19 protein-coding genes and 1 tRNA gene are annotated in these 21,863 nt (G+C 70.0%); 17 read left to right on the forward strand and 3 right to left on the reverse strand.

From position 1 onward, the window contains the following. From recR to msuE, 15 genes are all read left to right on the forward strand, one after another. The gene (gene recR, locus AB0P25_RS11665; protein WP_363807488.1) at positions 1-597 is read left to right on the forward strand and encodes a recombination mediator RecR; all 597 of its coding nucleotides are present in this window, start codon (positions 1-3) and stop codon (positions 595-597) included. 73 nt (positions 598-670) lie between these two features. After that, positions 671-1,957 (forward strand): aspartate kinase, encoded by a 1,287-nt coding sequence (locus AB0P25_RS11670; RefSeq protein WP_363807490.1) that lies wholly within the window; start codon positions 671-673, stop codon positions 1,955-1,957. A gap of 65 nt (positions 1,958-2,022) precedes the next feature. Further along, on the forward strand, positions 2,023-3,108 hold the full coding sequence (locus AB0P25_RS11675) for an aspartate-semialdehyde dehydrogenase (protein WP_363807491.1): 1,086 nt from the start codon (positions 2,023-2,025) through the stop codon (positions 3,106-3,108). Positions 3,109-3,178: 70 nt separating this feature from the next. Then, positions 3,179-4,654 (forward strand): malate:quinone oxidoreductase, encoded by a 1,476-nt coding sequence (locus AB0P25_RS11680; RefSeq protein ID WP_363807492.1) that lies wholly within the window; start codon positions 3,179-3,181, stop codon positions 4,652-4,654. A gap of 228 nt (positions 4,655-4,882) precedes the next feature. Then, entirely contained in the window at positions 4,883-6,496 is a 1,614-nt protein-coding gene (locus AB0P25_RS11685; RefSeq protein WP_363807493.1) for an ABC-F family ATP-binding cassette domain-containing protein, read from the forward strand. Between the two features lie 27 nt (positions 6,497-6,523). Beyond that, positions 6,524-7,657 (forward strand): Rv2578c family radical SAM protein, encoded by a 1,134-nt coding sequence (locus AB0P25_RS11690; RefSeq protein ID WP_363807495.1) that lies wholly within the window; start codon positions 6,524-6,526, stop codon positions 7,655-7,657. A 150-nt stretch (positions 7,658-7,807) separates the two neighbouring features. Beyond that, complete coding sequence (locus AB0P25_RS11695; RefSeq protein ID WP_363807496.1) at positions 7,808-9,046, forward strand: ATP-binding protein; 1,239 nt, start codon at positions 7,808-7,810, stop codon at positions 9,044-9,046. Further along, positions 9,043-10,287, forward strand: coding sequence for a hypothetical protein (locus AB0P25_RS11700; RefSeq protein ID WP_363807497.1), 1,245 nt, complete (start codon positions 9,043-9,045; stop codon positions 10,285-10,287). Before AB0P25_RS11695 ends, AB0P25_RS11700 begins: the two co-directional genes overlap by 4 nt. Beyond that, positions 10,284-10,982, forward strand: a complete 699-nt coding sequence (locus tag AB0P25_RS11705; protein WP_363807498.1) for a response regulator transcription factor — start codon at positions 10,284-10,286, stop codon at positions 10,980-10,982. The genes AB0P25_RS11700 and AB0P25_RS11705 overlap by 4 nt, the downstream gene beginning before the upstream one ends. A gap of 46 nt (positions 10,983-11,028) precedes the next feature. After that, positions 11,029-11,703, forward strand: a complete 675-nt coding sequence (locus tag AB0P25_RS11710) for a thymidine kinase (RefSeq protein WP_363807499.1) — start codon at positions 11,029-11,031, stop codon at positions 11,701-11,703. 46 nt (positions 11,704-11,749) lie between these two features. Further along, positions 11,750-13,057, forward strand: a complete 1,308-nt coding sequence (locus tag AB0P25_RS11715; RefSeq protein ID WP_363807500.1) for a UDP-glucose/GDP-mannose dehydrogenase family protein — start codon at positions 11,750-11,752, stop codon at positions 13,055-13,057. A 61-nt stretch (positions 13,058-13,118) separates the two neighbouring features. Continuing rightward, entirely contained in the window at positions 13,119-14,996 is a 1,878-nt protein-coding gene (locus AB0P25_RS11720; RefSeq protein ID WP_363807501.1) for a DUF4012 domain-containing protein, read from the forward strand. Positions 14,997-15,049: 53 nt separating this feature from the next. Beyond that, positions 15,050-15,616 (forward strand): hypothetical protein, encoded by a 567-nt coding sequence (locus tag AB0P25_RS11725; protein ID WP_363807503.1) that lies wholly within the window; start codon positions 15,050-15,052, stop codon positions 15,614-15,616. Positions 15,617-15,704: 88 nt separating this feature from the next. Then, positions 15,705-16,718 (forward strand): LLM class flavin-dependent oxidoreductase, encoded by a 1,014-nt coding sequence (locus tag AB0P25_RS11730; RefSeq protein ID WP_363807505.1) that lies wholly within the window; start codon positions 15,705-15,707, stop codon positions 16,716-16,718. Between the two features lie 85 nt (positions 16,719-16,803). Continuing rightward, complete coding sequence (gene msuE, locus AB0P25_RS11735; protein ID WP_363807507.1) at positions 16,804-17,397, forward strand: FMN reductase; 594 nt, start codon at positions 16,804-16,806, stop codon at positions 17,395-17,397. A gap of 49 nt (positions 17,398-17,446) precedes the next feature. Here the strand turns inward: msuE and AB0P25_RS11740 are convergent. The 3 genes from AB0P25_RS11740 to AB0P25_RS11750 form a co-directional block, all read right to left on the reverse strand. Beyond that, positions 17,447-17,523: transfer RNA gene (locus tag AB0P25_RS11740), tRNA-Pro, on the reverse strand. Positions 17,524-17,576: 53 nt separating this feature from the next. Continuing rightward, positions 17,577-18,557 (reverse strand): metallophosphoesterase, encoded by a 981-nt coding sequence (locus AB0P25_RS11745; RefSeq protein WP_363807509.1) that lies wholly within the window; start codon positions 18,555-18,557, stop codon positions 17,577-17,579. After that, complete coding sequence (locus AB0P25_RS11750; protein WP_363807511.1) at positions 18,557-21,112, reverse strand: transglycosylase domain-containing protein; 2,556 nt, start codon at positions 21,110-21,112, stop codon at positions 18,557-18,559. Before AB0P25_RS11750 ends, AB0P25_RS11745 begins: the two co-directional genes overlap by 1 nt. A 51-nt stretch (positions 21,113-21,163) precedes the next feature. Between AB0P25_RS11750 and AB0P25_RS11755 the strand changes: the two genes are divergently transcribed. Together AB0P25_RS11755 and AB0P25_RS11760 are read left to right on the forward strand one after the other, a co-directional pair. Beyond that, entirely contained in the window at positions 21,164-21,331 is a 168-nt protein-coding gene (locus AB0P25_RS11755) for a hypothetical protein (RefSeq protein ID WP_363807513.1), read from the forward strand. Further along, positions 21,331-21,801, forward strand: a complete 471-nt coding sequence (locus AB0P25_RS11760; RefSeq protein WP_363807516.1) for a RidA family protein — start codon at positions 21,331-21,333, stop codon at positions 21,799-21,801. Before AB0P25_RS11755 ends, AB0P25_RS11760 begins: the two co-directional genes overlap by 1 nt. Positions 21,802-21,863: the final 62 nt, after the last annotated feature.

Genomic DNA, 21,863 nt, shown 5'->3' on the forward strand with positions numbered 1-21,863 from the left:
GTGTACGAAGGCATCGTCCAGGAGCTGATCGACGAGCTCGGGCGGCTGCCGGGCATCGGCCCGAAGTCCGCTCAGCGCATCGCGTTCCACATCCTGCAGACCGAGACATTCGACGTCACGCGCCTCGCCGAGGTGCTGCTCGAGGTCCGCGACAAGGTCCGCTTCTGCGAGATCTGCGGCAACGTGTCCGAAGAGGCCACCTGCTCCATCTGCCGCGACCCGCGCCGCACCCCGACGCTCATCTGCGTCGTGGAGGAGGCGAAGGACGTCGTCGCGATCGAGCGCACTAGGGAGTTCCGCGGTCTCTACCACGTCCTCGGCGGCGCGATCAGCCCGATCGACGGCGTCGGGCCGGACGACCTCCGCATCCGCCAGCTCATGCAGCGCCTCGCCGACGGGACGGTGCAGGAGGTCATCCTCGCCACCGACCCCAACCTCGAGGGAGAGGCGACCGCGACCTACCTGAGCCGCCTTCTCACGACCCTCGACATCCGGGTCACCCGCCTCGCCTCCGGCCTGCCGGTCGGCGGCGACCTCGAATACGCCGACGAGGTCACCCTCGGCCGCGCCTTCGAGGGCCGCCGCCAGGTCTCCTGACCGGTCCGTCACATGAAGGAACGGTCATATCCCGGCCGGTAGGATGGGAAGCCCGTGAAGTTCAGGAGAGTCCGTGGCCCTCATCGTCCAGAAGTTCGGCGGTTCGTCCGTCGCGACAGCTGAGAGCATCAAGCGCGTCGCGAAGCGCATCGTCGAGACGCGCAAGGCGGGCAACGAGGTCGTCGTCGCCGTCTCGGCCATGGGCGACACCACCGACGAGCTGATCGACCTGGCGCACGAGGTCACCCCGATCCCCGAGCCGCGCGAACTCGACATGCTGCTCACCGCGGGGGAGCGCATCTCCATGGCGCTGCTCGCGATGGCGATCAAGAGCATGGGCTACGACGCCCGCTCCTTCACCGGCAGCCAGGCGGGCATGATCACCGACGCCCAGCACGGCTCCGCACGCATCGTGGATGTGACGCCCGGCCGCATCCAGGACGCCCTGAACGAAGGCGCGATCGCCATCGTCGCCGGGTTCCAGGGTTTCAGCCGCGAGTCCCGCGACATCACGACCCTCGGCCGCGGCGGCTCCGACACGACCGCCGTCGCCCTCGCCGCGGCGCTCAGTGCGGAGGTCTGTGAGATCTACACCGACGTCGACGGCGTCTTCACGTCCGACCCGCGCCAGGTGCCGCTCGCCCGCAAGATCGACCGCATCACCAGCGAGGAGATGCTGGAGCTCGCCGCCGCCGGCGCGAAGGTCCTGCACATCCGCGCCGTCGAGTACGCCCGCCGTCACAACGTGACGCTGCACGTGCGCTCGTCGTTCTCGAACAAAGAGGGCACCTACGTCCTCAACGAAGCAGCGGCGGCCGCGGCCGCCCAGAAGGATGGAACCGTGGAAGAGCCCATCATCTCCGGCGTCGCCACCGACCTGAGCGAGGCCAAGATCACCGTCGTCGGCGTGCCCGACGTGCCGGGCAAGGCCGCGCAGATCTTCAAGATCGTCGCCAAGGCCAATGCGAACGTCGACATGATCGTGCAGAACGTGTCCGCCGCGGCCACCAGCCTCACCGACATCTCCTTCACCCTGCCGAAGTCCGAGGGCCAGCGCGTGCTGACGGCCCTGACCGCCGAGAAGGACGAGGTCGGCTACCAGTCGCTGCAGTACGACGACCAGATCGGCAAGCTCGCCCTCGTCGGCGCCGGGATGCGCACCAACTCTGGCGTCTCCGCCAAGCTCTTCGAGGCCCTGTACGACGCGGGCATCAACATCGAGATGATCTCCACCAGCGAGATCCGCATCTCGGTCGTGACCCGCGCCGACACCGTCGCCGAGGCCGCCCGCGTCGTCCACACCGCCTTCGGGCTGGACGGCGACGAGAAGGCCATCGTCTACGCCGGCACCGGCCGCTAGTCCTGACCCGGGAATGCCGCGGCCGTGTCCGCGGTTCCCCTCCACAACGACCCGAAGGGGCTGACATGAGCGAGATCACGGATTTCGACAGCAACGGATTCGACGTCGCCGTCGTCGGCGCGACCGGCCAGGTGGGCGCCGTCATGCGCCGGCTGCTCGAGGAGCGCGACTTCCCGGTGAAGAGCATCCGCTTCTTCGCCTCCTCCCGCTCCGCCGGTACGACGCTGCTGTTCAAGGGCCAGGAGATCACCGTGGAGGACGTCGCCACCGCCGACGTCTCCGGCATCGACATCGCCCTCTTCTCGGCCGGCGCCACCGGCTCGAAGGCCCACGCCCCGCGGTTCGCCGAGGCCGGCGCGATCGTCATCGACAACTCGAGCGGCTGGCGCATGGACCCGGACGTCCCGCTCGTCGTCTCCGAGGTCAACCCCGACGCCATCGCCGAGGCGCGCAAGGGCATCATCGCCAACCCGAACTGCACCACGATGGCCGCCATGCCCGTCCTCAAGCCGCTGCACGAGGAGGCCGGGCTGACCCGCCTCGTCGTCAGCACCTACCAGGCGGTGTCCGGCTCCGGCCTGGCCGGCGCCGAGGAGCTGGCCGAGCAGGCCCGCGCCGCCGTCGCCGACGAGCACCTGCTCGACCTCGTGCACGACGGCTCCGCCGTGACGCTCCCCGAGCCCGTCAAGTACGTGCGCCCCATCGCGTTCGACGTGATCCCGCTCGCCGGGTCGATCGTCGACGACGGCTTGAACGAGACCGACGAGGAGAAGAAGCTCCGCAACGAGTCCCGCAAGATCCTCGGCCTCCCGGAGCTGCTGGTCAGCGGCACCTGCGTCCGCGTCCCGGTCTTCACCGGACACTCGCTCTCGATCAACGCCGAGTTCGCGAACTCGATCAGCCCGGAGCGCGTCGCTGAACTGCTCGCGGACGCCCCCGGCGTCCAGCTGACCGACGTGCCGACCCCGCTTCAGGCGGCCGGAGCCGACCCCAGCTTCGTCGGCCGCATCCGCGCGGACGAGGGCGCCCCGGAGGGCCGCGGCATCGCGCTGTTCGTGAGCAACGACAACCTGCGCAAGGGCGCCGCCCTGAACGCGGTGCAGATCGCCGAGCTGGTCGCCGAGCGTCTGGCCAATCCGGTCACCGCCTGATATCTCGATATCGAGAGATCGACCGGTCGTCACGACGGGGTCTCCGCCGCGCCCGGCATAGGATTGTCGGGTGAGCAATTCTCCCATCGACGTCGTCCTGATCGGCGGCGGCATCATGAGTGCCACGCTGGGGGCCATGATCCAGCGCGTGCAGCCCGACTGGAGCATCCGGATCTACGAGCGCCTGGGCGAAGTGGCCCAGGAGTCGTCGAACCCGTGGAACAACGCCGGCACCGGCCATGCGGCCCTCTGCGAGCTGAACTACATGCCCGAGGCGTCCGACGGCACCGTCGACCCGGCCAAGGCCATCAGCATCAACGAGCAGTTCCAGCTCAGCCGCCAGTTCTGGGCGAGCCTCGTCGCGGCGGGAGATCTGCCCGAGCCGAACACGTTCATCAACTCCACTCCGCACATGACCTTCGTGAAGGGGCGCGACAACGTCCGCTACCTCCGCAAGCGCTACGAGGCGCTCAAGGACGAGCCGCTGTTCGCCGGCATGGAGTACTCGGAAGACCCCGCGGTCATCGGCGAGTGGACGCCGCTGCTCACGAAGAAGCGCAACACGAAGCAGCGCATCGCGGCCACCCGCCAAGCCTCAGGGACCGACGTCGACTTCGGCGCCCTCACCCGCGCCCTCATCGACAACCTCGTCGAGAACGGCGCCACCCTCGCCCTCAACCACAGCGTCCGCAGCATCAAGCGCACGAAGGACGGGCTGTGGCGGCTGAAGGTCCGTCACGAGGTCGGCCGCACCACGCACGTCACGGACGCGCGCTTCGTCTTCGTCGGCGCGGGCGGCGGCGCCCTGCACCTGCTGCAGAAGTCCGGCATCCCCGAGATCGACGGCTTCGGCGGCTTCCCGATCTCGGGCCAGTTCCTGCGCACCACCGACCCGAAGATCGTCGCCCAGCACCAGGCGAAGGTCTACGGCAAGGCGGCCGTCGGTGCCCCGCCGATGTCCGTCCCGCACCTCGACACCCGCGTGGTCGACGGCCAGGCGTCACTCCTGTTCGGGCCGTATGCGGGCTTCAGCCCGAAGTTCCTGAAGACCGGCTCCTGGTTCGACCTGCCCGGATCCATCCGCCCCGGCAACCTGGGCCCGATGCTCGCCGTCGCGCGCGACAACTTCGACCTCATCAAGTACCTGGTGGGTGAACTGCTCGCCAACCGCGCCAAGAAGGTCGAGGCGCTGCGCGAGTTCATGCCGACCGCGAAGTCGGAGGACTGGGAGCTCATCACCGCCGGCCAGCGCGTCCAGGTGATGAAGAAGGACCCGAAGAAGGGCGGCGTGCTGCAGTTCGGCACCGAGGTCGTGGCGGCGGAGGACGGCTCGATCGCCGGTCTGCTCGGCGCGTCCCCGGGCGCATCCACCGCGGTCCCGATCATGGTCGACCTGCTGAAGCACTGCTTCCCAGACCACTTCGCCCAGTGGCTGCCGACGATCAGGGAGCTCATCCCCACCGTCGGAACGACCCTGAACGACAAGCCGGAGGAGGCGCAGCGCGTGCTGGCCGCCACCGCGGAGACGCTGCACCTGCAGCAGTAGGTGTTGGTCAGGGGCGGGGCTGGACAGCGGCGTGGACGACCTGTTATGGTCGTCCACGCTATGAAGTGAGAACCTCCTGACGTCCCGCGCCTGAGGCGCCGTCGATGTGAGTGAGGACCCTTTCGGTCGCTGCGCTGCCCCAGGCACCTGGGCGCTCCGGCGCCGCTCACGACGGAGATCGCCCGGCGGGAACCCGCTCCCTGTGGAGCGCCCGGAAGGACGGTTCCCATGCCAACACTCACTCTCGCACCCCTGCGCGCCGACGGCGTCTCGGTCGTCTACGGCGATCGCCGCGTGCTCACCGACGTCTCTCTCACGGTCTCGCCCGGCCAGCGGCTGGGTCTCATCGGGGAGAACGGCGCGGGCAAGTCCACGCTCCTCCGCGTCCTGTCCGGGAACGAGACGCCGGATTCGGGAGTCGTCTCCCGGCCTCCTCGCACCGCCCTGCTCTGGCAGGAGGTGCGGTTCCGGGCCGGCGAGACGCTTTCGGCGCTGATCGAGCACGCCCTCGCTGACGTGCGAGCGGTCGAGCGTGAACTGCACGCCGCCGCGGAGGCCCTGGGCTCCGACGACCCGGCGGCCGCCGCGCGGTACGACGACGCGCTGGCGGCGGCCGAGCGCGCCGAGCTCTGGAGCGTCGACGCACGCCGGGACGAACTCCTCGCGGGGCTCGGCGTCGGCGACATCCCGCTGGCCCGGCGCGTGAGCGAGGTCTCGGGCGGGCAGCGCTCGCGGTTCGCCCTCGCCGCGCTCCTGCTCGGCCGGCCGGATGTGCTGCTGCTCGACGAGCCCACCAATCACCTGGACGACGAGGCGGCGGCTTTCCTCGAGCGGCAGCTCGCGGGATGGCACGGTCCGGTCGTGTTCGCGAGCCACGACCGTGCGTTCCTGGATGCCGTGGCCACCAGCCTCCTCGACCTCGACCCGTCGCGCTCCGGCACGACGGTGTTCGGCGGTGGCTACAGCGCATACCTGGCCGAGAAGGCGGCGGAGCGCGCCCGCTGGGAGAAGCAGTTCTCGGACGAGCAGCACGAGTTGAAGGAGCTGAAGCATGCAGTCGACGTGACGGCGCGCTCCATCGCGTGGTCGGGCAAGGTCCGCGACAACGACAAGTTCGTGAAGTCGGTGAAGGGGAACGCGCTCGACCGTCAGATCAGCCGGCGGATCCGCAATGCGGAGGGGCGCCTGGAGACGCTGCAGGAGACCCAGGTGCGCAAGCCGCCGGCCCCGCTCAGCTTCTCGGGCATCCCATCCGGGTTCGAGGCGCTGGGCGGGGACTCGGGCGTGCTCGTACAGGTCCGCGACGTGCGGGTCGCCGGTCGCCTGCATCTCGACGAGTTCGTCGTCCCGGGGGATGCGCGCATCCTGGTGACCGGGGCGAACGGCGCCGGCAAGTCCACGCTGCTGTCCCTTCTGGCGGGGCGGCTTTCGCCGTCGGCAGGGGACGTCACCCGGCGACGCGGACTCCGGGTCGGTCTCCTGGAACAGGATGTCCGGTTCGCCGACCCGACGACCTCTCCGCGGCGGCTCTATGAAGCGGTGGTGGGGGAGCGGCGGGCGGAGGCGGTGCCGCTGAGCTCGCTCGGGCTCATCGCCCCGCGCGACCTCGACCGGCCGGTCGGTGCGCTGTCCGTCGGCCAGCAGCGCCGGCTCGCGCTCGCGCTCATCGTGGCGCGGCCGCCCCACCTGTTCCTGCTGGACGAGCCGACGAACCACCTCTCGCTCGCCCTCGCCACCGAGCTGGAAGAGGCGCTGGGCGCCTACCCCGGAGCGGTCGTGGTGGCCAGCCACGACCGGTGGCTGCGCTCCGGCTGGACCGGGAAGACGGTGAACCTTGCTTAACCTTCGAACGTATGTTCGAATAGAGCCATGCGTTGGAGTGGTCAGGAGCTGTCGGTCGATGAGCCGTCGGCGCTGCCCGGGCTCGCCCGGTTGAACAATCTCGTGCGCTCCGTGCGCACGCCCGACTTCGCCGGCATCACATTCCACGAGGTGCTGGCGAAGTCGGCGCTCAACCGCATCCCCGGCGGGGGAGGGCCGATGCCGTTCGGCTGGACCATCAACCCCTACCGCGGCTGCTCGCACGCCTGCGTCTACTGCTTCGCGCGGCCGACGCACACCTATCTCGACCTCGACTCGGGCAAGGACTTCGACAACGAGATCATCGTCAAGGTCAACGTGGCAGAGGTGCTGCGCAAAGAGCTCGCCAAGCCGAGCTGGGGGCACCATCCCGTCGCGCTCGGCACGAACACCGACCCGTACCAGCGGGCGGAGGGGCGTTATTCGCTCATGCCGGGGATCATCGACGCGCTCGCCGATTCGGGTACGCCGTTCAGCATCCTGACCAAGGGATCGCTGCTCCGGCGCGACCTCGACCGGCTGGCCGACGCCGCCAGGCGGGTTCCCGTCGACCTCGCGATGTCGATCGCGGTCTACGACGACGAGCTGCAGCAGTCGATCGAGCCCGGAACGCCCACGACCAAGGCGCGGCTCGCGACCGTGACGGCGGTGCGAGAGCACGGTCTCGACTGCTCGGTGTTCCTGATGCCGATCATCCCGTACCTCACGGACACCCGCGCCCATCTCGACGAGGCGCTGCGGCAGGCGAAGGAGGCGGGCGCGACGTCGGTGCTCTACTCGGCGCTGCACCTGAAGCCCGGGGTCAAGGAGTGGTTCTACCTCTGGCTCGGGCAGGAGCATCCCGAGCTGCTGCCGCCCTACCGGCAGATGTACGGGCGCGGCACCTACGCGCCGCAAGAGTACAGACGGTGGCTGGCGGGGCGCATCAAGCCCCTCATCCGAGCGCACGGTCTGCAGCGTGGGGAGGAAGACCCGGTGACCGGCGGTGTGCGGTCGACGGCGCTCGGGATGCTGCGCGACGACGAAGGGGAACGCCGCACAGTCGGCTCGGCTGTGCGCGCGGGCTCGGGGGAGGCGCCGGACGCGGCGGCTGTCGTGAGCGCGTCGTTGACGGGATTGGGGGTGCAGCCGACGCTGTTCTGAGGGCGGAGAGCGGTGAAGGTCCCGTTCGGAGTTCGCTCGGGGTACATCGTCCCCCCAACCGGGGTACGCGCGGGGTACACAGTCGTCTGAGGTGATGCCATAATCCGGGAGGGACCGGGAACGGCTCGGCCCGGAAGGGACAGGACGAAGGTGTCGCTCGGTCTGCCCAGCCATCTGGCGCGACCCGCGAACTCCCGTGCCCTCGCGGTGGGTGCCCGCTGGGCCGGCCTGGTGTGTCTGGCGGCGGCGGGAGTGAACGTCGCGATGTCGACGGCGGGCGCGAACTCCGCGATCTCCTGGATCAGCGTGACCGTCCTCGTACCGATGGTCGTCCTGCTCCTCCTTCTCGCCCGCGGTAGGACGGTCGCGCTCACCCTGACCTACCTTCTGGTCGGGACGGTGTGCACGTACTTCTACGTAGTCGCGCTCTTCACCGGCACGCCGTCGTACCGTGACACCAACCTGTTCGTCATCGCCCTCCCCGTCGTCGCCATGACGCTGGTCGGCGGCACCGGCACCGGGGCGCTCGCGGGCATCCTCTGGGCGACGCTCGGGTTCGCGCTCGCCGAGGCGGCCGTGATCCTCGGCGCGGCCACCACCGGGCGCCCCTATGTCCCCGACGCCATCTCCCTGGGCGCCTACCTGCTCCTGGTCGGCGTTCTCGCTTTCGACGGCCTCACCCGTGGCACCCGGTCGGGCGCGCAATCCGCCCTGCACCGGGCGGTGCGCGACGCCAGACTCGTCGACCACCGCCGTGACCTCATGGTGGCGGCGACCGCCGAAGTCCATGACACCGTGCTGAGCGAGCTCCTGGCCGTGGCCGCGTCCGCCCCTGGCCCGCTGGACCCGAGGCTCGCCCGGCGGATCGAGGACGATCTCCGCGGACTCGGTGGCCCGGTGCCCGGAGGCCAGCACCCGGACACCGCCGCCGCGCAGCCGATGGCCGACGGTGCGGAACCGCCCGACCCCTGGTACGACAGCGAGCTCCACCGCGCCATCGAAGCCGCCCGCGATGAAGGCCTCACCGTCGACATCTCGGGCGAGCGCGCGCCCTTCATCGCACTCGACGAGCACATCCGCCGCGCCGTCGGACTCGCCGTGCGGCAGTGCCTCGTCAACGTCATCCGGCACTCCGGCAGCCCCAGCGCCGAGGTCGCGCTGAGCGCGGGCGGCGACTCGGTCTCGGTCATGGTGGTGGACGGCGGGAGCGGCTTCCCCGCCAATGGCCCAGCGGCCGACCGGCTCGGTCTCCGCCAGTCGGTCGAGGAGCGCATCGCCCGGATCGGCGGCAGCGTCGACATCTACTCCACACCGGATGTCGGGACGACGGTCATCCTCACCGTGCCGGCCGCCGCCGGGCCGGGCTCGGACGGGAGCCGCACCGCATGACCGTCCTCAGCACGCGCAGCGTCGTCGGCGCGCGATCGGTCGCCGTCGAGCGCACACCGCAGCGCCTCGACCCGCTCGGCGCGCAGTCCGCGTGGCTCCTCGTCCCGCTGCTCGGGACCGTCGCCGTCGGGTATGCGGTGTTCTCGTCCATCCGGCACGCGGGGCAGTTCCGAGACCTCGGCCTGGACATCCTCGCCATCGGCGTGCTGCTGCTCGCCGTGATCGTCGCCTCCATCCGCTCCCACCCGGGATTCGCGCCGTTCGGACGCTGGTCGCACTTCTCGATCATCGCGGTCGCGCTGACGGCCGCGTGCCTGTCCACGGCGTCGCTCTGGGGCCACAACGAGCGCATCCAGGACGACTGGGGTCAGATCGCGGTCGCCCTCCTGCTCGTCGCGATGCCGCTGTACCGGCCGATCGGCGAGGTGGCGGGTTCCGCGGTCGTTTCCGCGGTCGTCCTCGGCGGGCTGGCCGCCGCACAGCACTCGCTCGTCATCAGCAACTCGCCGCTCGTCTACGCGACCGTGGCGGCGACGCCCATCCTCGCTCTCGCGGCGGGCGGCGCCGGTTACGCGTGGACGATGACGGGCGAGACACTGCACTGGCGGGAGCCGGCGCGCGAAGGCCAGGCCCGGCTCGACGGCGAGCTCCGTCAGGCCGCCGAGCGGATGATCGCCCAGGAACGCATGACCGCTCTGAACGCGGAGGCCGTCCCGTTCCTCACCGACCTGCTCCGCCGCCAGGACATCGCCGCGACCGACGTCGAGCGCGCCAGGGTCCTCGCCGACCGCCTCCGCAGCATGTCCGTGCGCGCCGTCGGCCGCACGTGGCTGGCCGACACCCTCAGCCTCGCGCTCGGCTCGCGGCTCGCAGCGATCGGCCGTGCGCGGGACGAGCATCCGACGCCGGCCGACCGCGTCGACGATCCGGACCACCTGGAGCGCGTCCTCACCAGCGACCAGCGCGCCATCGTCGGCGCCCTGATCGCCACGGTCTCGGGTCTCCCCGGCCTCGATCCGGACAGCCTGCGCATCTCGGCGAGCACGCCGGACCGTCCGACCTTCCTGCTCAGCGCGCAGGTCGATGAGCCGCGCGCCGAGCTGCGCCGGGAGCTCCTGCCCTTCGTCAGCGCACTCAACGCCACCGCCATGGATGCGACGATGAGGGTCCGCGGCACGGAGCTGAAGGTCCGCTTCGCCTCGCCCGGCGGCTTCCCCTACTCTGATGGGAGACGACGATGACACATCTCCATCCCGACCCCCATGCCACCGGCGCTGCGCGCGACGTGGAGCCGCCCATCCGGCTCGCCATCCTCGACGACCACGAGCTCCTGCTCGACAGCCTGGCCACGTGGATCGAGAAGAACGCACCCGAGTTCGACCTCGTCGCGCGCGCGAGCAGCTGGCTCGAGCTCGTCCACAGCGACGCGTTCCCCACGGACCTCGTGATCATGGACCTGCAGCTGAAGGAGTCCGTCTCGATCGGCGCCCGGGTCCGCACCTGCCGCGCGGCAGGGGCCAAGGTCATCGTTCTCAGCGCCGTCGACACCCCGGAGGACCGGGACGCGGCGCTCGCCGCGGGGGCGGTCGCGTACGTGACCAAGTCGCAGCCGATGACCGAGCTGCTGGCCGTGGCGCTCTCGGCGGCGGGACGTGGAGTCGGCCGCGCGGCGACGGCGCAGCCGCCCGCATGGCGGCCGAAGCCGCTCATCCCGGAGTCCGCGCGCCCGCGGCTCAGCGACGGCGAGCGGCAGGCTCTCGTGCTCTACGCGGACGGGCGCACCACCTCCGAGGTCGCCCGCGCCATGAACGTGCAGTACGAGACGGCGAAGACCTATCTGCGCCGGGTGCGCGAGAAGTACGGCAAGGCGGGCCGGCCGACGAGCTCGCGCGCCGACCTCATCCGTCGGGCGGCGGAGGACGGCTACCTCACCTGACCGGTGTTTGACCGGTTCTCCAGCCGCTCACCCATAGGATCGGTGCGTGGCAAAACTGTATTTCCGCTACGGCGCGATGAACAGCGGCAAGAGCACGGCCATGCTCCAGGCCGCCTACAACTACGAGGAGCGCGGTCACCGCGTGCTGCTCGCGAAGCCGTCCATCGACACCAAGGGCGACCTCGGCATCCTGTCCCGCCTCGGCGTGACGCGTGAGGTCGACTTCCTCATCGCTCCCGAGACCGACGCCTACGGGTCGTTCCAGCGGCACCGCGAGCGCACGATCAAGCGCTTCGACACCGACGTCAGCGCGCTGCTCGTGGACGAGGCGCAGTTCCTCACCGAGGCGCAGGTCGACGACTTGCTACGCATCGCCCTGCTCGACGACATCCCGGTGCTGGCCTACGGCATCCGCACCGACTTCCAGACGGTCGCGTTCCCGGGCAGCCGCCGTCTGCTCGAGGTCGCGCACAGCCTGGAGGAGCTGAAGACGATCTGCCGGTGCGGCCGCAAGGCGATCTTCAACGCCCGAAAGATCGACGGCGTCTTCGTCTTCGACGGCGACCAGGTCGCCATCGACGGAGCGTCCGTGTCGTACGAGTCCCTGTGCGGCAACTGTTATCTTCAGGAGAGCCGCGGCGTGCTCAACAACGGCCGGCGGCACTGGCCCGTGGATGCGGTGCCTGCGTACGTCGACGAGCCGGACCCCGATTTCACCTGACCCGGCCCTTCACCCGAAGCCCCTTTCCCCGGAAGAGATGGGACAGATGAGAATCTCCGTAATCGGCTGCGGCTATCTCGGCGCGGTGCACGCCGCGTCCATGGCGCACCTGGGCCATGACGTGGTCGGCATCGACGTGGACGAGGCGAAGATCGCGTCCCTGTCGGCCGGCCGTGCGCCGTTCTTCGAGCCCGGGCTGCCCGAGGTGCTGGAGTCGGCCGGGGCGTCCGGGCGGTTGCGCTTCACCACCGATTTCGCCGCGGCGGCCGACGCCGACGTGCACTTCGTCGCCGTCGGCACCCCGCAGGTCGCCGACGGGGACGCCGCCGACATGCGCTTCGTCGACGCCGCTTTCTCATCGCTCCTGGAGCACGTGAAGCACGGCGACCTGATCGTCGGCAAGAGCACGGTCCCGGTCGGGACGGCAGCACGACTGGCCGCTCTCGTCGCCGAGCGTCAGCCGGGCGCGACGCTCGCCTGGAACCCCGAGTTCCTGCGCGAGGGCTTCGCCGTGAAGGACACCGTGAGCCCCGACCGCCTGGTGTACGGAGTCCCCGACGGCGAAGCCGGCGAGCGGGCCGCGCGACTGCTGGACGAGGTGTACGCCTCCGCCGTCGCCGCCGGCACGCCGGTCATCGTCACCGACTACGCGACGGCCGAACTGGTCAAGGTCTCGGCGAACGCCTTCCTCGCCACCAAGATCTCCTTCATCAACGCCATGGCCGAGATCGCGGAGGTGACCGGCGCGGACGTGACCAAGCTCGCGGACGCGATCGGTCACGACGCCCGCATCGGGCGCCGCTTCCTCAACGCGGGCGTCGGCTTCGGCGGCGGCTGCCTGCCGAAGGACATCCGCGCCTTCAGCGCTCGCGCCCGCGAACTCGGGCGCGGCGAGGCGGTGCAGTTCCTCGACGAGGTCGACAAGATCAACCTCCGGCGGCGCACGCGCGTCGTCGAGATGGTCCGGGAGGAGGCGGGCGGCCTCGCCGGCGTACGGGTCGGCGTCCTCGGGCTGGCGTTCAAGCCGCACTCCGACGACATCCGCGACTCGCCGGCGCTCGAGATCGCCATGCGGCTCGCCGATGCCGGCGCGATCGTGACCGCCACCGACCCGCAGGCCGTCGAGAACACGAAGCGCCGCGCGCCGCAGCTGCGGTTCGCGGACAGCGCGGAGGAGGCAGTTCGGGATGCGGACATCGTGCTGCTCATCACGGAGTGGCCCGAATTCACCGGTCTGGACCCAGTGTCGCTGGGTCAGTCGGTGGCGCACCGGACGGTCATCGACGGCCGAAACGCACTCGATCCGGCCGCCTGGCGCGGAGCGGGCTGGACGTATCGCGGGCTCGGCCGCTGATCTCGCAGGGATCGCCCGATTGGGGGCCGCGAAAAAAGTGAGGATTTGTTAGATTTGTCGTATGGCGACAAGTCTGACCGACCGCGACGCGCCGCCGCGTCCACCCGCCGCAGCGCCCACGAGCGCGCGGCGCCTTCCTCAACTGCGGCATCCGGTGCTCGTATGGGTCCTCATCGCCGTCGGTGTCATCCTGCTCTTCACGATCGTCTGGGTCTCCGTGCGCGGCTTCCTGGCGCAGCAGTCGCTCAACGCCGCCGTCCCCGCGGCCGACCGCGTCAAGGCGGCCATCGGGAGCGGTGACCTGGGCGCCGCAGGACGCGCGGCCACAGAGCTCCGGCACAAGACCGGCGAGGCGGCCGCCCTCACGTCGGACCCGGTGTGGGTGACCGTCGAGGCGGTGCCGTTCATCGGTCCCAACCTCACCGCGGTCCGCACCGCGGCGGCCGCCTCCGACACCGTCGCTTCACGCGTCATCGAACCGCTCGTGGCCGCCGGCTCCGCGATCGACCTGCGCGCTCTGGCGATCCGGGACGGCCGGATGAACCTGGAGCCGATCATCAAGGCGCAACCGGCGGTCGCGAAGGCGCAGACCGCGTACACGGCCGCGCGCGCCAGCGTCGCCAGCATCGACACCGGCTCGCTGCTGAGCCCTGTCGCCGACGGAATCCAGCGGCTCCACACGGTGCTCGACCGGGCGACGCCCGAGGTGGACGCCCTGGGCAACGCGGTAAAGCTCCTCCCCGCGATGCTCGGCGCCGAGGGACCGCGCAACTACCTCCTCGCCGCCCAGAACCCGGCCGAGCTGCGGTCCACCGGCGGCCTCATCGGCGCCGTGGCGCTGGTCCACGCCGAGAAGGGGGCCGTGACGCTGACGCAGCAGGAGGCCGGCACGTCCATCGGGCCGTGGACGTCCGATGTCGCGGATGTCCCCCTGAACACCCGGGGCCTCTACGGACCGCTCGTCGGACGCTTCCTGCAGGATGCGAACCTCACCCCCGACTTCCCGCTCGCCGCCGCGACCGCCGCGAAGATGTGGACCACCACCCACGGGGGAACGGTCGACGGGGTCGTCGCCATGGACCCCGTGGTTCTGAGCGGGCTGCTCAGGGCCACCGGCCCGGTGAACCTCGAGACCGGAGACAAGCTGACCTCGCAGAACGCGGTGAAGCTGCTGCTCAGCGACGTCTACCGCCGGTACGAGAAGCCCGAGCAGCAGGACCAGTTCTTCGCGTCCGCCGCCAGCGCCGTGTTCACCCGGCTCTCGGCCGGGGGAGTGGACGGCAAGAAGCTCCTGAGCGCCCTCGTCGGCGCCGGCGACTCCCGGCGGGTGCTGATCTGGAGCGCCGCCGGTGACGAGCAGAAGGTGCTCGCCACGACGACACTCGCCGGCGGTCTTCCGAGCTCCGATCTGTCCACCGCGGGCATCGGCGTCTACTACAACGACGCGACCGGCTCGAAGATGGACTACTACCTCGGCACGTCGGTCGCCGCCGGCGCCGCCGTCTGCCGCGCCGACGGCAAGCCGTCGACCGTCGTGAACGTGACGCTCACCAACCACGCGCCCGCGGACGCCGGTTCGTCGCTCCCGCGTTATGTCACGGGCGGCGGGACGTACGGGGTGACGCCCGGAAACATCCGGACACGGGTCGCCGTCTACGGCCCGAACGAGGGCTTCCTCGCGGCCACGCAGAGCGACGGCGGCAACTATCCCACGGTCGCCGGGGTGGACGGCGGTCGTCCGGTCAGCCTGTTCACGGTCGAGCTGGCACCCGGCGAGTCCAGGACCGTCTCGGTGCAGTTCCTCAACGCGGCTCAGACGACTCCGAAGCTCACCGTGGTGACGACGCCCACTCTCCCGGGCGACGGGACCACCCCCGATGTGGGGGCACGAAACGGTGTCAAGGCCATTGGTGTTCGGTGCTCCAGCGTCGTAAAGTGAGAATCACTCATCTAACCCGAGCGTGAGCCGGGCCCCAACTGAAAGGCGGGCCGATGTTCAAAAAGATCCTGGCGGCAGTCGCCGTGACCGCGGGGCTGCTGCTTGCTGCTCCCGCCGCTGCGAACGCTGTCGACTACACCGAGGGCGCCCAATGCTCGTTCGACGCGAGCGTGGCGACCGCCGGTGGCACAGCCACCCTCATCTGCATCCCGGGCACGTGGACGCCCGGCGAGGCGATCACCTGGACGGTGACCGGAGAGTCCGGTTCGGCGTTCAAGCTGGCCTCGTTCAGCACCGCGAAGAGCAGCCTCCAGTTCGTCAAGCACTCCAACGCGGACGGCAGCGACGTGCTGACGGTGACCGTCCCGGCCTCGGCCACGGGCACCTACAACTTCGTCGGCGTGGGCCAGACCAGCGGACACGAGTGCCCCGCGACCCTGACCATCCTGCCGGCCGACAGCGCCAGCACGGTCGTCGACCCGGGCAGCAGCAACGGACTGGCCCACACCGGCTCCGTGGTGGCCTCCTGGGCGGCCTGGATGGGCGGCTCGCTCGTCATCCTCGGCCTGATCGCTCTGGCGATCGTGGCCTGGGTGCGCAAGGTCAAGACCACGTCCTGACACCCCCTGCACCACCCGAGACGATTCCCGGCCGGACCAGCGAGGTCCGGCCGGGAATCGCCGTCCAGGCACCTGCGTTGGGGATGGGGTGAGTACCAGCATCCCCCTCAACGTCCTCGACCTCGCCAGCCGCCCCGCCGGAGGCACCAACGCGGACGCGGTCGCCGGCACCGTCCGGCTCGCACAGGAGGCGGAGCGCCTAGGCTACGGCCGGTTCTGGGTGGCCGAGCACCACGGTATGCCGGCCATCGCCTCCAGCGCCCCGGCCGTCCTCATCGCCGGCGTGGCCGCCGCGACCGAGCGCATCCGCGTCGGCAGCGGCGGCGTCATGCTGCCCAACCACGCGCCGCTGGTCGTCGCCGAGCAGTTCGGCACGCTCCACGCGCTCTACGGCGACCGCATCGACCTCGGGATCGGCCGCGCGCCCGGCACCGACGGCGCCACCGCCATGGCCCTCCGCCGAAGCGCGGAAGGCCTCGGCGTCGAGGACTTCCCGCAGCAGCTGCTCGACCTCTTCGGCTTCTTCTACGGCGGCATGAGCGACGCCAACCCGCTGCACGGCATCACCGCCGTCCCCGGCCTCGGCGACGCGCCGCAGGTCTGGCTCCTCGGCTCCAGTGGCTACAGCGCCCAGGTCGCAGCAGCCCTCGGACTGCCGTTCGCCTTCGCCCACCACTTCGCCGGCGAGAACACGGAGGCGGCCCTGGACCTGTACCGCTCGAAGTTCGAGCCCAGCGACATCCTGAGCGACCCGCACACGATGATCGCCGTGAACGTGGTTTCGGACGAGGACCCGGAGATCGTGCGGGCGCAGTCCCTCCCGGGCCAGCTGTCGTTCCTGCGCATGCGTCGCGGCCTCAAGCCCGAGCCGGTGAGCATCCAGGAGGCGCTGGCGTACGAGTTCACCCCGCTCGAGGAGGAGTTCATCGCATCACGCAACGCCCGCCAGGCGATCGGGACCCCGGACGAGGTGAAGGCCCGGCTGGACGCGCTGCTGGCGTCCACGCAGGCCGACGAGCTGATGATCTCCTCAGGTGCCGCGAGTGTCGAGGGCCGCATCCGTTCGCTGGAGATCGTTCGGGACCTGTACCCCGCCGCATGACGGACCGTGACGGCGACCCGTGCGATCGCCGTCACGCCCGGGTACCGTGGGCGCACATCCCGGAACCAACGCGAAGGCGGTACCCATGTCGCATCCACTGACCGTGGTCGGAGTGAGCGGAAGCCCCACCCACCCGTCCCGAACCACCGTGCTGGTGGACGAGGTCGCCCGCGCGTACGCGGAGGCGGCGGGCGGCGTCCACCGCACCATCCAGCTCGCGCCGCTCCTCCCGGAGCTCGGGGCGGGACCGTTCCGCAACAGCCTGAGCCCGATCGTCACGGAGGCGCTGGAGGCCGTCGAGAACGCGGACATCCTCGTCGTCGGCTCGCCGGCCTACCGGGCCACCTACACGGGCCTGTTCAAGCTGTTCTTCGACCACATCGGCCAGTACGCCCTCATCGACAAGCCCGTGGTGCTGACGGCGACCGGTGGAAGCGACCGGCACGCGCTCCTGGTGGAGCACCAGATGCGGCCGCTGTTCGGGTTCTTCCAGTCGCTGACCGTGCCGCTCGGCATCTACGCCAGCGAGGGCGACTTCGCGGACTACGAGATCCGGTCGGGCGACCTGCGCGAGCGGATCGACACGGCCGTGTCGCGGACGCTGCCGCTCATCCGGGCCAACATCGACCCGCAGGCGACCATCGCGGAGCGCGAGTTCGCGCGGCCGGACGCGTTCTGATCGTCGCAAGCGAGAAGGGCCGGAGCACGAGTGCTCCGGCCCTTCTCAGTGGTCGGGGTGACAGGATTTGAACCTGCGGCCTCTTCGTCCCGAACGAAGCGCGCTACCAAGCTGCGCCACACCCCGAAGGCCTCATCCAGGATACACGAGCGCGGGAGTGCTCATGACCATGGGCAGGGCTAGACGGCGGCGGTCAGCGTGACCAGCGTCGCCTCCGGACGGCATGCGAAGCGCACCGGCGCGTAGATCGACGTCCCGAGTCCGGCGGAGACGTTCAGGTAGGCCGAGCGGAACGCGTGCCGCCAGACGCTGAGGCCCTTCGCCTGGGCGCGCGGGATGTCGCAGTTCGTGACCAGGGCGCCGAAGCCAGGGACGCAGACCTGGCCGCCGTGCGTGTGCCCGGCGAAGATCATCGACGCGCCGTAGGTGACGAACGCATCCAGCACCCGGCGGTAGGGGGCGTGCACGACGCCGATCGTCACCGCCTGGCGTTCCTTCCGCGGCCCGCCGTCCGGCCAGGTGTCGTCGTCGGAGAACGGGTCGTCCTCACGCAGCTCGTCGAGCGCGCCCGGGATCGACTCGACCCGGTCGAACCGGATGTGCGGGTCGTCCACACCGAAGAACTCCAGGTGCGTCCCACGGAGCTCGAGTCCCGCCGCGCGGTTGTCGAGGTCGGTCCAGCCGAGGTCGGTGAAGAACGCGGTCAAAGCGGCCGTGTCGAGACGCGGCGCGGTCGAGGCCTTCTTCTTGGACGGGCCGAGGAAGTACTTCAGCGGGTTCTTGAGCTGCGGGCCGAAGTAGTCGTTCGAGCCGTGGACGAAGACCCCCGGGATGCCGCGGAAGTCCTGGTAGGCCGCACGCACGCCCTCGATGCCGCGCGCGTGGCCCAGCACATCCCCGGTCTCGACGATCAGGTCGGGTCGGAAGTGCGCGAGGGAGCGAACCCACTCCTGCTTCTCGCGCTGCCACGGCGCCATGTGCATGTCGGACAGGTGCAGCACCCGGATCGGCTCCGCACCGGCCGGGAGGACCGGCACGCTGACCTCGCGCAGCGTGAACGCCTTGCGCTCCACCAGCGAACCGTAGGCGAACGCGGCGGCGCCCGCGCAGGCCAGAAGGCCGAGCGCGGACGCCGTCGAACGCAGAGCTCCGCGCGCCACTAGCCGTTGGAGCCCGGTGTCGGCGGGGCGGAGGCCGCCGCCGCGAGCGCGACGGTCACCTGCGTCCCCGGCTTGGCGGGTGCACCCGCGGCGGGATCCTGAGCCTGGACGATCGAGTTCGGATTGTTGCCGCCCTGGGCCTTCACCTTGAACCCGGCTGCGGTCAGCGCGGCCTGCGCGTCGGAGAACTTCTGCCCGACGACGTTCGGCACGGCGACGAGCGCGCCGTTGCTCGTGAAGAGCGTGATGGCCGTTCCCTTGGGCACCTGGGTCCCGGCGGCCGGGTCGGTCGAGGAGACCGTACCGGCCGGCGCGACCGAGTCCTGCGGACCGCCGTCGGCCGAGTCCAGGCCGAGCCCGGTGAGGATCGACTTCGCCTCGTCCGGCGTCTTGCCGGTGAGATCCGGCACGGCGACCTGGATGCCGCGCGTCAGCTTGCTCGGCGGCTCCGGGAAGTCGTCGCCGCCGTACTTGTCGACCGCTGCGCTCATCATGGTGCGCATGACCGAGACTCGGGCGCTCGCCGGCGAGGTGCCGTGCGTGGGATAGACCTTGCGGAAGTCGACGTGACCCTGGACGTTGCCCACCCAGTACGCGCCGGCGACCTTGGTCGTCGCCGCGACGAGCCAGAGCTGGTCGTTGTACTCCGTGGTACCGGTCTTGCCGAGCATGTCCTTGCCCGTCCGGTTCATGCCGGCAGCGGTGCCGCCCTGCAGCGGTCCCATCAGCGCCTTGGCCATTGTGTTCGCCACCGCCGGGTCGACGGACTGGGTGCAGGCGCTTGTCGGCGGCTTCACGTCCTTGCCGTTGGCGTCGATGATCTTGTCGATCGCGATCGGGGTGCAGGTCATGCCGTTGTTGGCGATGCCTGCGAACGCGGTCGCCATGGTCAGCGGCGCGATGTAGTTGGTGCCCAGCACCGCGGCCGGATTCGTGTCCAGCGGCTCACCCTTCGCCGTGTGCACACCGAACGCCTCGGCATCCTTCTTGATCTCGCACAGGTCGAGCTGGCTCGCCATGCTGATGAAGGCCGTGTTGATGGACAGCGTGGTCGCGCTCTGCGCGTTTCGGATGCCCGTCTCACCGGAGGAGTCGTTCTGCGGGGTGTAGGTGCCGCCCCAGCCGCCGGTGCACGAGTCCTTGAAGGACCGGTAGGTGCGGATGTTCGCGTTCACCGGCTCGCTCAGCGAGTGTCCCTGCTTCAGCCACTCGGCGAGCGTGAAGACCTTGTACGTCGATCCCACCTGGAAGCCGCCGGAACCGCCGTACTTCTGGTCGGTGGAGTAGTTGATCGAGGTGTACCGCGGGTCCGCGTTGAGAACGTCCGGATCCTGGCTGTACAGCTTGTTCTGCGCCATGTACAGCACGCGGCCCGTGCCGGGCTGCACACCGGTCAGCACGCCGCCGATGTCGGCGCGATCGTAGGTCGCCGGCACGTACGACTGGATCGTCTGCTCAGCAACCTGCTGAAGCTGCAGGTCGAGCGTCGTGTAGATCTTGTAGCCGCCGCGGTTCAGGTTGGACGCGCGGGTGTCCTCGTCGGCGCCGAAGGCGGGGTCGTTGAGGATGGTCTTCTGCACGTAGTCGCAGAAGTACGCCGAGCCGCCGGCGGTCTGGCAGCCGCGGACCGACGGTGTGATCACCGGCTGGATGGGCGTCTTCAGGGCCTCGTCGTACTGCGACTTCGTCAGCTTCTTGTACTGGTACATCTTCTGAAGGATGTAGTCGCGGCGCTCTTTGTTCTTCGCGTACCCGTTGGCCGCGCCGTTGCTCTTCGACTCCGGGTCGTCGATCTTCAGGCTGGTCGGCTCGTTCACGATCGCGATCAGGCTGGCCGCCTGCGCCGGCGTCAGCGCCGCCGCGCTCGTGTTGTAGTAGTACTTCGCCGCCGCCTCGATGCCGTACACCGAGCCGCCGAACCCGGCGATGTTGAGGTACCCGACCAGGATCTGGTCCTTGGTGTACTTCTTCTCGACGCCGATCGCGTACTTCATCTCCTTGACCTTGCGGTCCGGGGACACGCCGGTGGAGTCGGTGACGCACTGCTGGTATTTGGTCTTCTGCTCCTTGGTCTTCACCGGGAGCGCTTCGCACTTCTGCAGCAGGACGTTCTTCACGTACTGCTGCGTGATCGAGGAACCGCCCTGCACCCCGCCACCGCCGACGGTCGACAGCACACCGCGCACGGTTCCCTGGATGTCCACACCGCCGTGGCTGTAGAACCGCGGGTCCTCACCCGCGATCGCCGCATCCTTCGCCGCTTGGGAGATCTGGGCGAACGACACCGGGAGGCGGTTCTGGGAATAGAAGGTCGCCAGGGGCACGTCCTGGTCGCCGTTCTTCGCGTAGATGGTGGTCGGCTGGGCGAGCTGGTCGACGTTCAGGTACTCCGGAAGCCCCTCGAACACGCCGATCGAATTGTTCGCGGCCATGCCCGTGACCGCGATCGCGGGGGTGACGGCGGCGGTGACCAGAAGACCGGCCACGACACTCATGCCGATGAAGGCACCGGCGGCACCGAGCACACCTCTAGCCTGTGGTTTTTGCGCAGACATAGGATCAGAGTAGGTGATCAACCTGTTAAAGACCCTCGACCTAGGAGCACGATGACGCGCTGGGAGTACCTGACCACGCCCCTGATGATCCACAACACCGCCGCCATCCTGAACAACTGGGGGTCGGAGGGATGGGAGCTCGTGCAGGTCGTGACCGGTCCCGAGGGCGGCCTGGTCGCCTACCTCAAGCGCCCCATGGCCGGCGAGGAGCAGGGCTGATGGCCGACGTCGAAGCGCGCCTCGCCGAGCTCGGGATCACGCTGCCCGAGGTCGTCCCGCCCGTCGCGGCGTACACGCCCGCCGTCCTCGACGGACACCACGTCTACACCTCGGGCCAGCTGCCGATGGTGTCAGGCGCCCTGCCCGCGACCGGCAAGGTCGGCGAAGGCAGCGGGCTCGTATCGGCCTCCGACGCCAAGGAGTACGCCGGCATCTGCGCGCTCAACGCGCTGGCCGCGGCAAAGAGCGTCCTCGGATCGCTGGACCGCGTCCGCCGGGTCGTGAAGGTGGTTGGCTTCGTGGCGTCCGACCCCGCTTTCACCGGCCAGCCGGGCGTCATCAACGGCGCCTCCGAAGTGCTCGGCGAGATCTTCGGCGATGCCGGCGTGCACGCGCGGTCCGCCGTCGGGGTCGCGGTGCTTCCGCTGAACTCGCCGGTCGAGGTGGAGCTCATCCTCGCCGTCGACTGACGACGGATGCACGGAGGGGCGGTGCCGGCCGGCACCGCCCCTCCGTCGTCTCCGGGGCAACC

Origin of the sequence: Leifsonia sp. NPDC077715 (assembly GCF_040686855.1) — a bacterium.
Lineage (GTDB): Bacteria > Actinomycetota > Actinomycetes > Actinomycetales > Microbacteriaceae > Leifsonia.

What these genes read in the sequence shown, in the direction of transcription:
- AB0P25_RS11675 (WP_363807491.1), top strand. Translation starts at nt 2,023, where the DNA reads ATGAGCGAGATCACGGATTTCGACAGCAACGGATTCGACGTCGCCGTC.
- AB0P25_RS11685 (WP_363807493.1), top strand. Translation starts at nt 4,883, where the DNA reads ATGCCAACACTCACTCTCGCACCCCTGCGCGCCGACGGCGTCTCGGTC.
- AB0P25_RS11690 (WP_363807495.1), top strand. Translation starts at nt 6,524, where the DNA reads ATGCGTTGGAGTGGTCAGGAGCTGTCGGTCGATGAGCCGTCGGCGCTG.
- AB0P25_RS11700 (WP_363807497.1), top strand. Translation starts at nt 9,043, where the DNA reads ATGACCGTCCTCAGCACGCGCAGCGTCGTCGGCGCGCGATCGGTCGCC.
- AB0P25_RS11705 (WP_363807498.1), top strand. Translation starts at nt 10,284, where the DNA reads ATGACACATCTCCATCCCGACCCCCATGCCACCGGCGCTGCGCGCGAC.
- AB0P25_RS11715 (WP_363807500.1), top strand. Translation starts at nt 11,750, where the DNA reads ATGAGAATCTCCGTAATCGGCTGCGGCTATCTCGGCGCGGTGCACGCC.
- AB0P25_RS11720 (WP_363807501.1), top strand. Translation starts at nt 13,119, where the DNA reads ATGGCGACAAGTCTGACCGACCGCGACGCGCCGCCGCGTCCACCCGCC.
- AB0P25_RS11725 (WP_363807503.1), top strand. Translation starts at nt 15,050, where the DNA reads ATGTTCAAAAAGATCCTGGCGGCAGTCGCCGTGACCGCGGGGCTGCTG.
- msuE (WP_363807507.1), top strand. Translation starts at nt 16,804, where the DNA reads ATGTCGCATCCACTGACCGTGGTCGGAGTGAGCGGAAGCCCCACCCAC.
- AB0P25_RS11750 (WP_363807511.1), bottom strand. Translation starts at nt 21,112, where the DNA reads ATGTCTGCGCAAAAACCACAGGCTAGAGGTGTGCTCGGTGCCGCCGGT.
- AB0P25_RS11755 (WP_363807513.1), top strand. Translation starts at nt 21,164, where the DNA reads ATGACGCGCTGGGAGTACCTGACCACGCCCCTGATGATCCACAACACC.
- AB0P25_RS11760 (WP_363807516.1), top strand. Translation starts at nt 21,331, where the DNA reads ATGGCCGACGTCGAAGCGCGCCTCGCCGAGCTCGGGATCACGCTGCCC.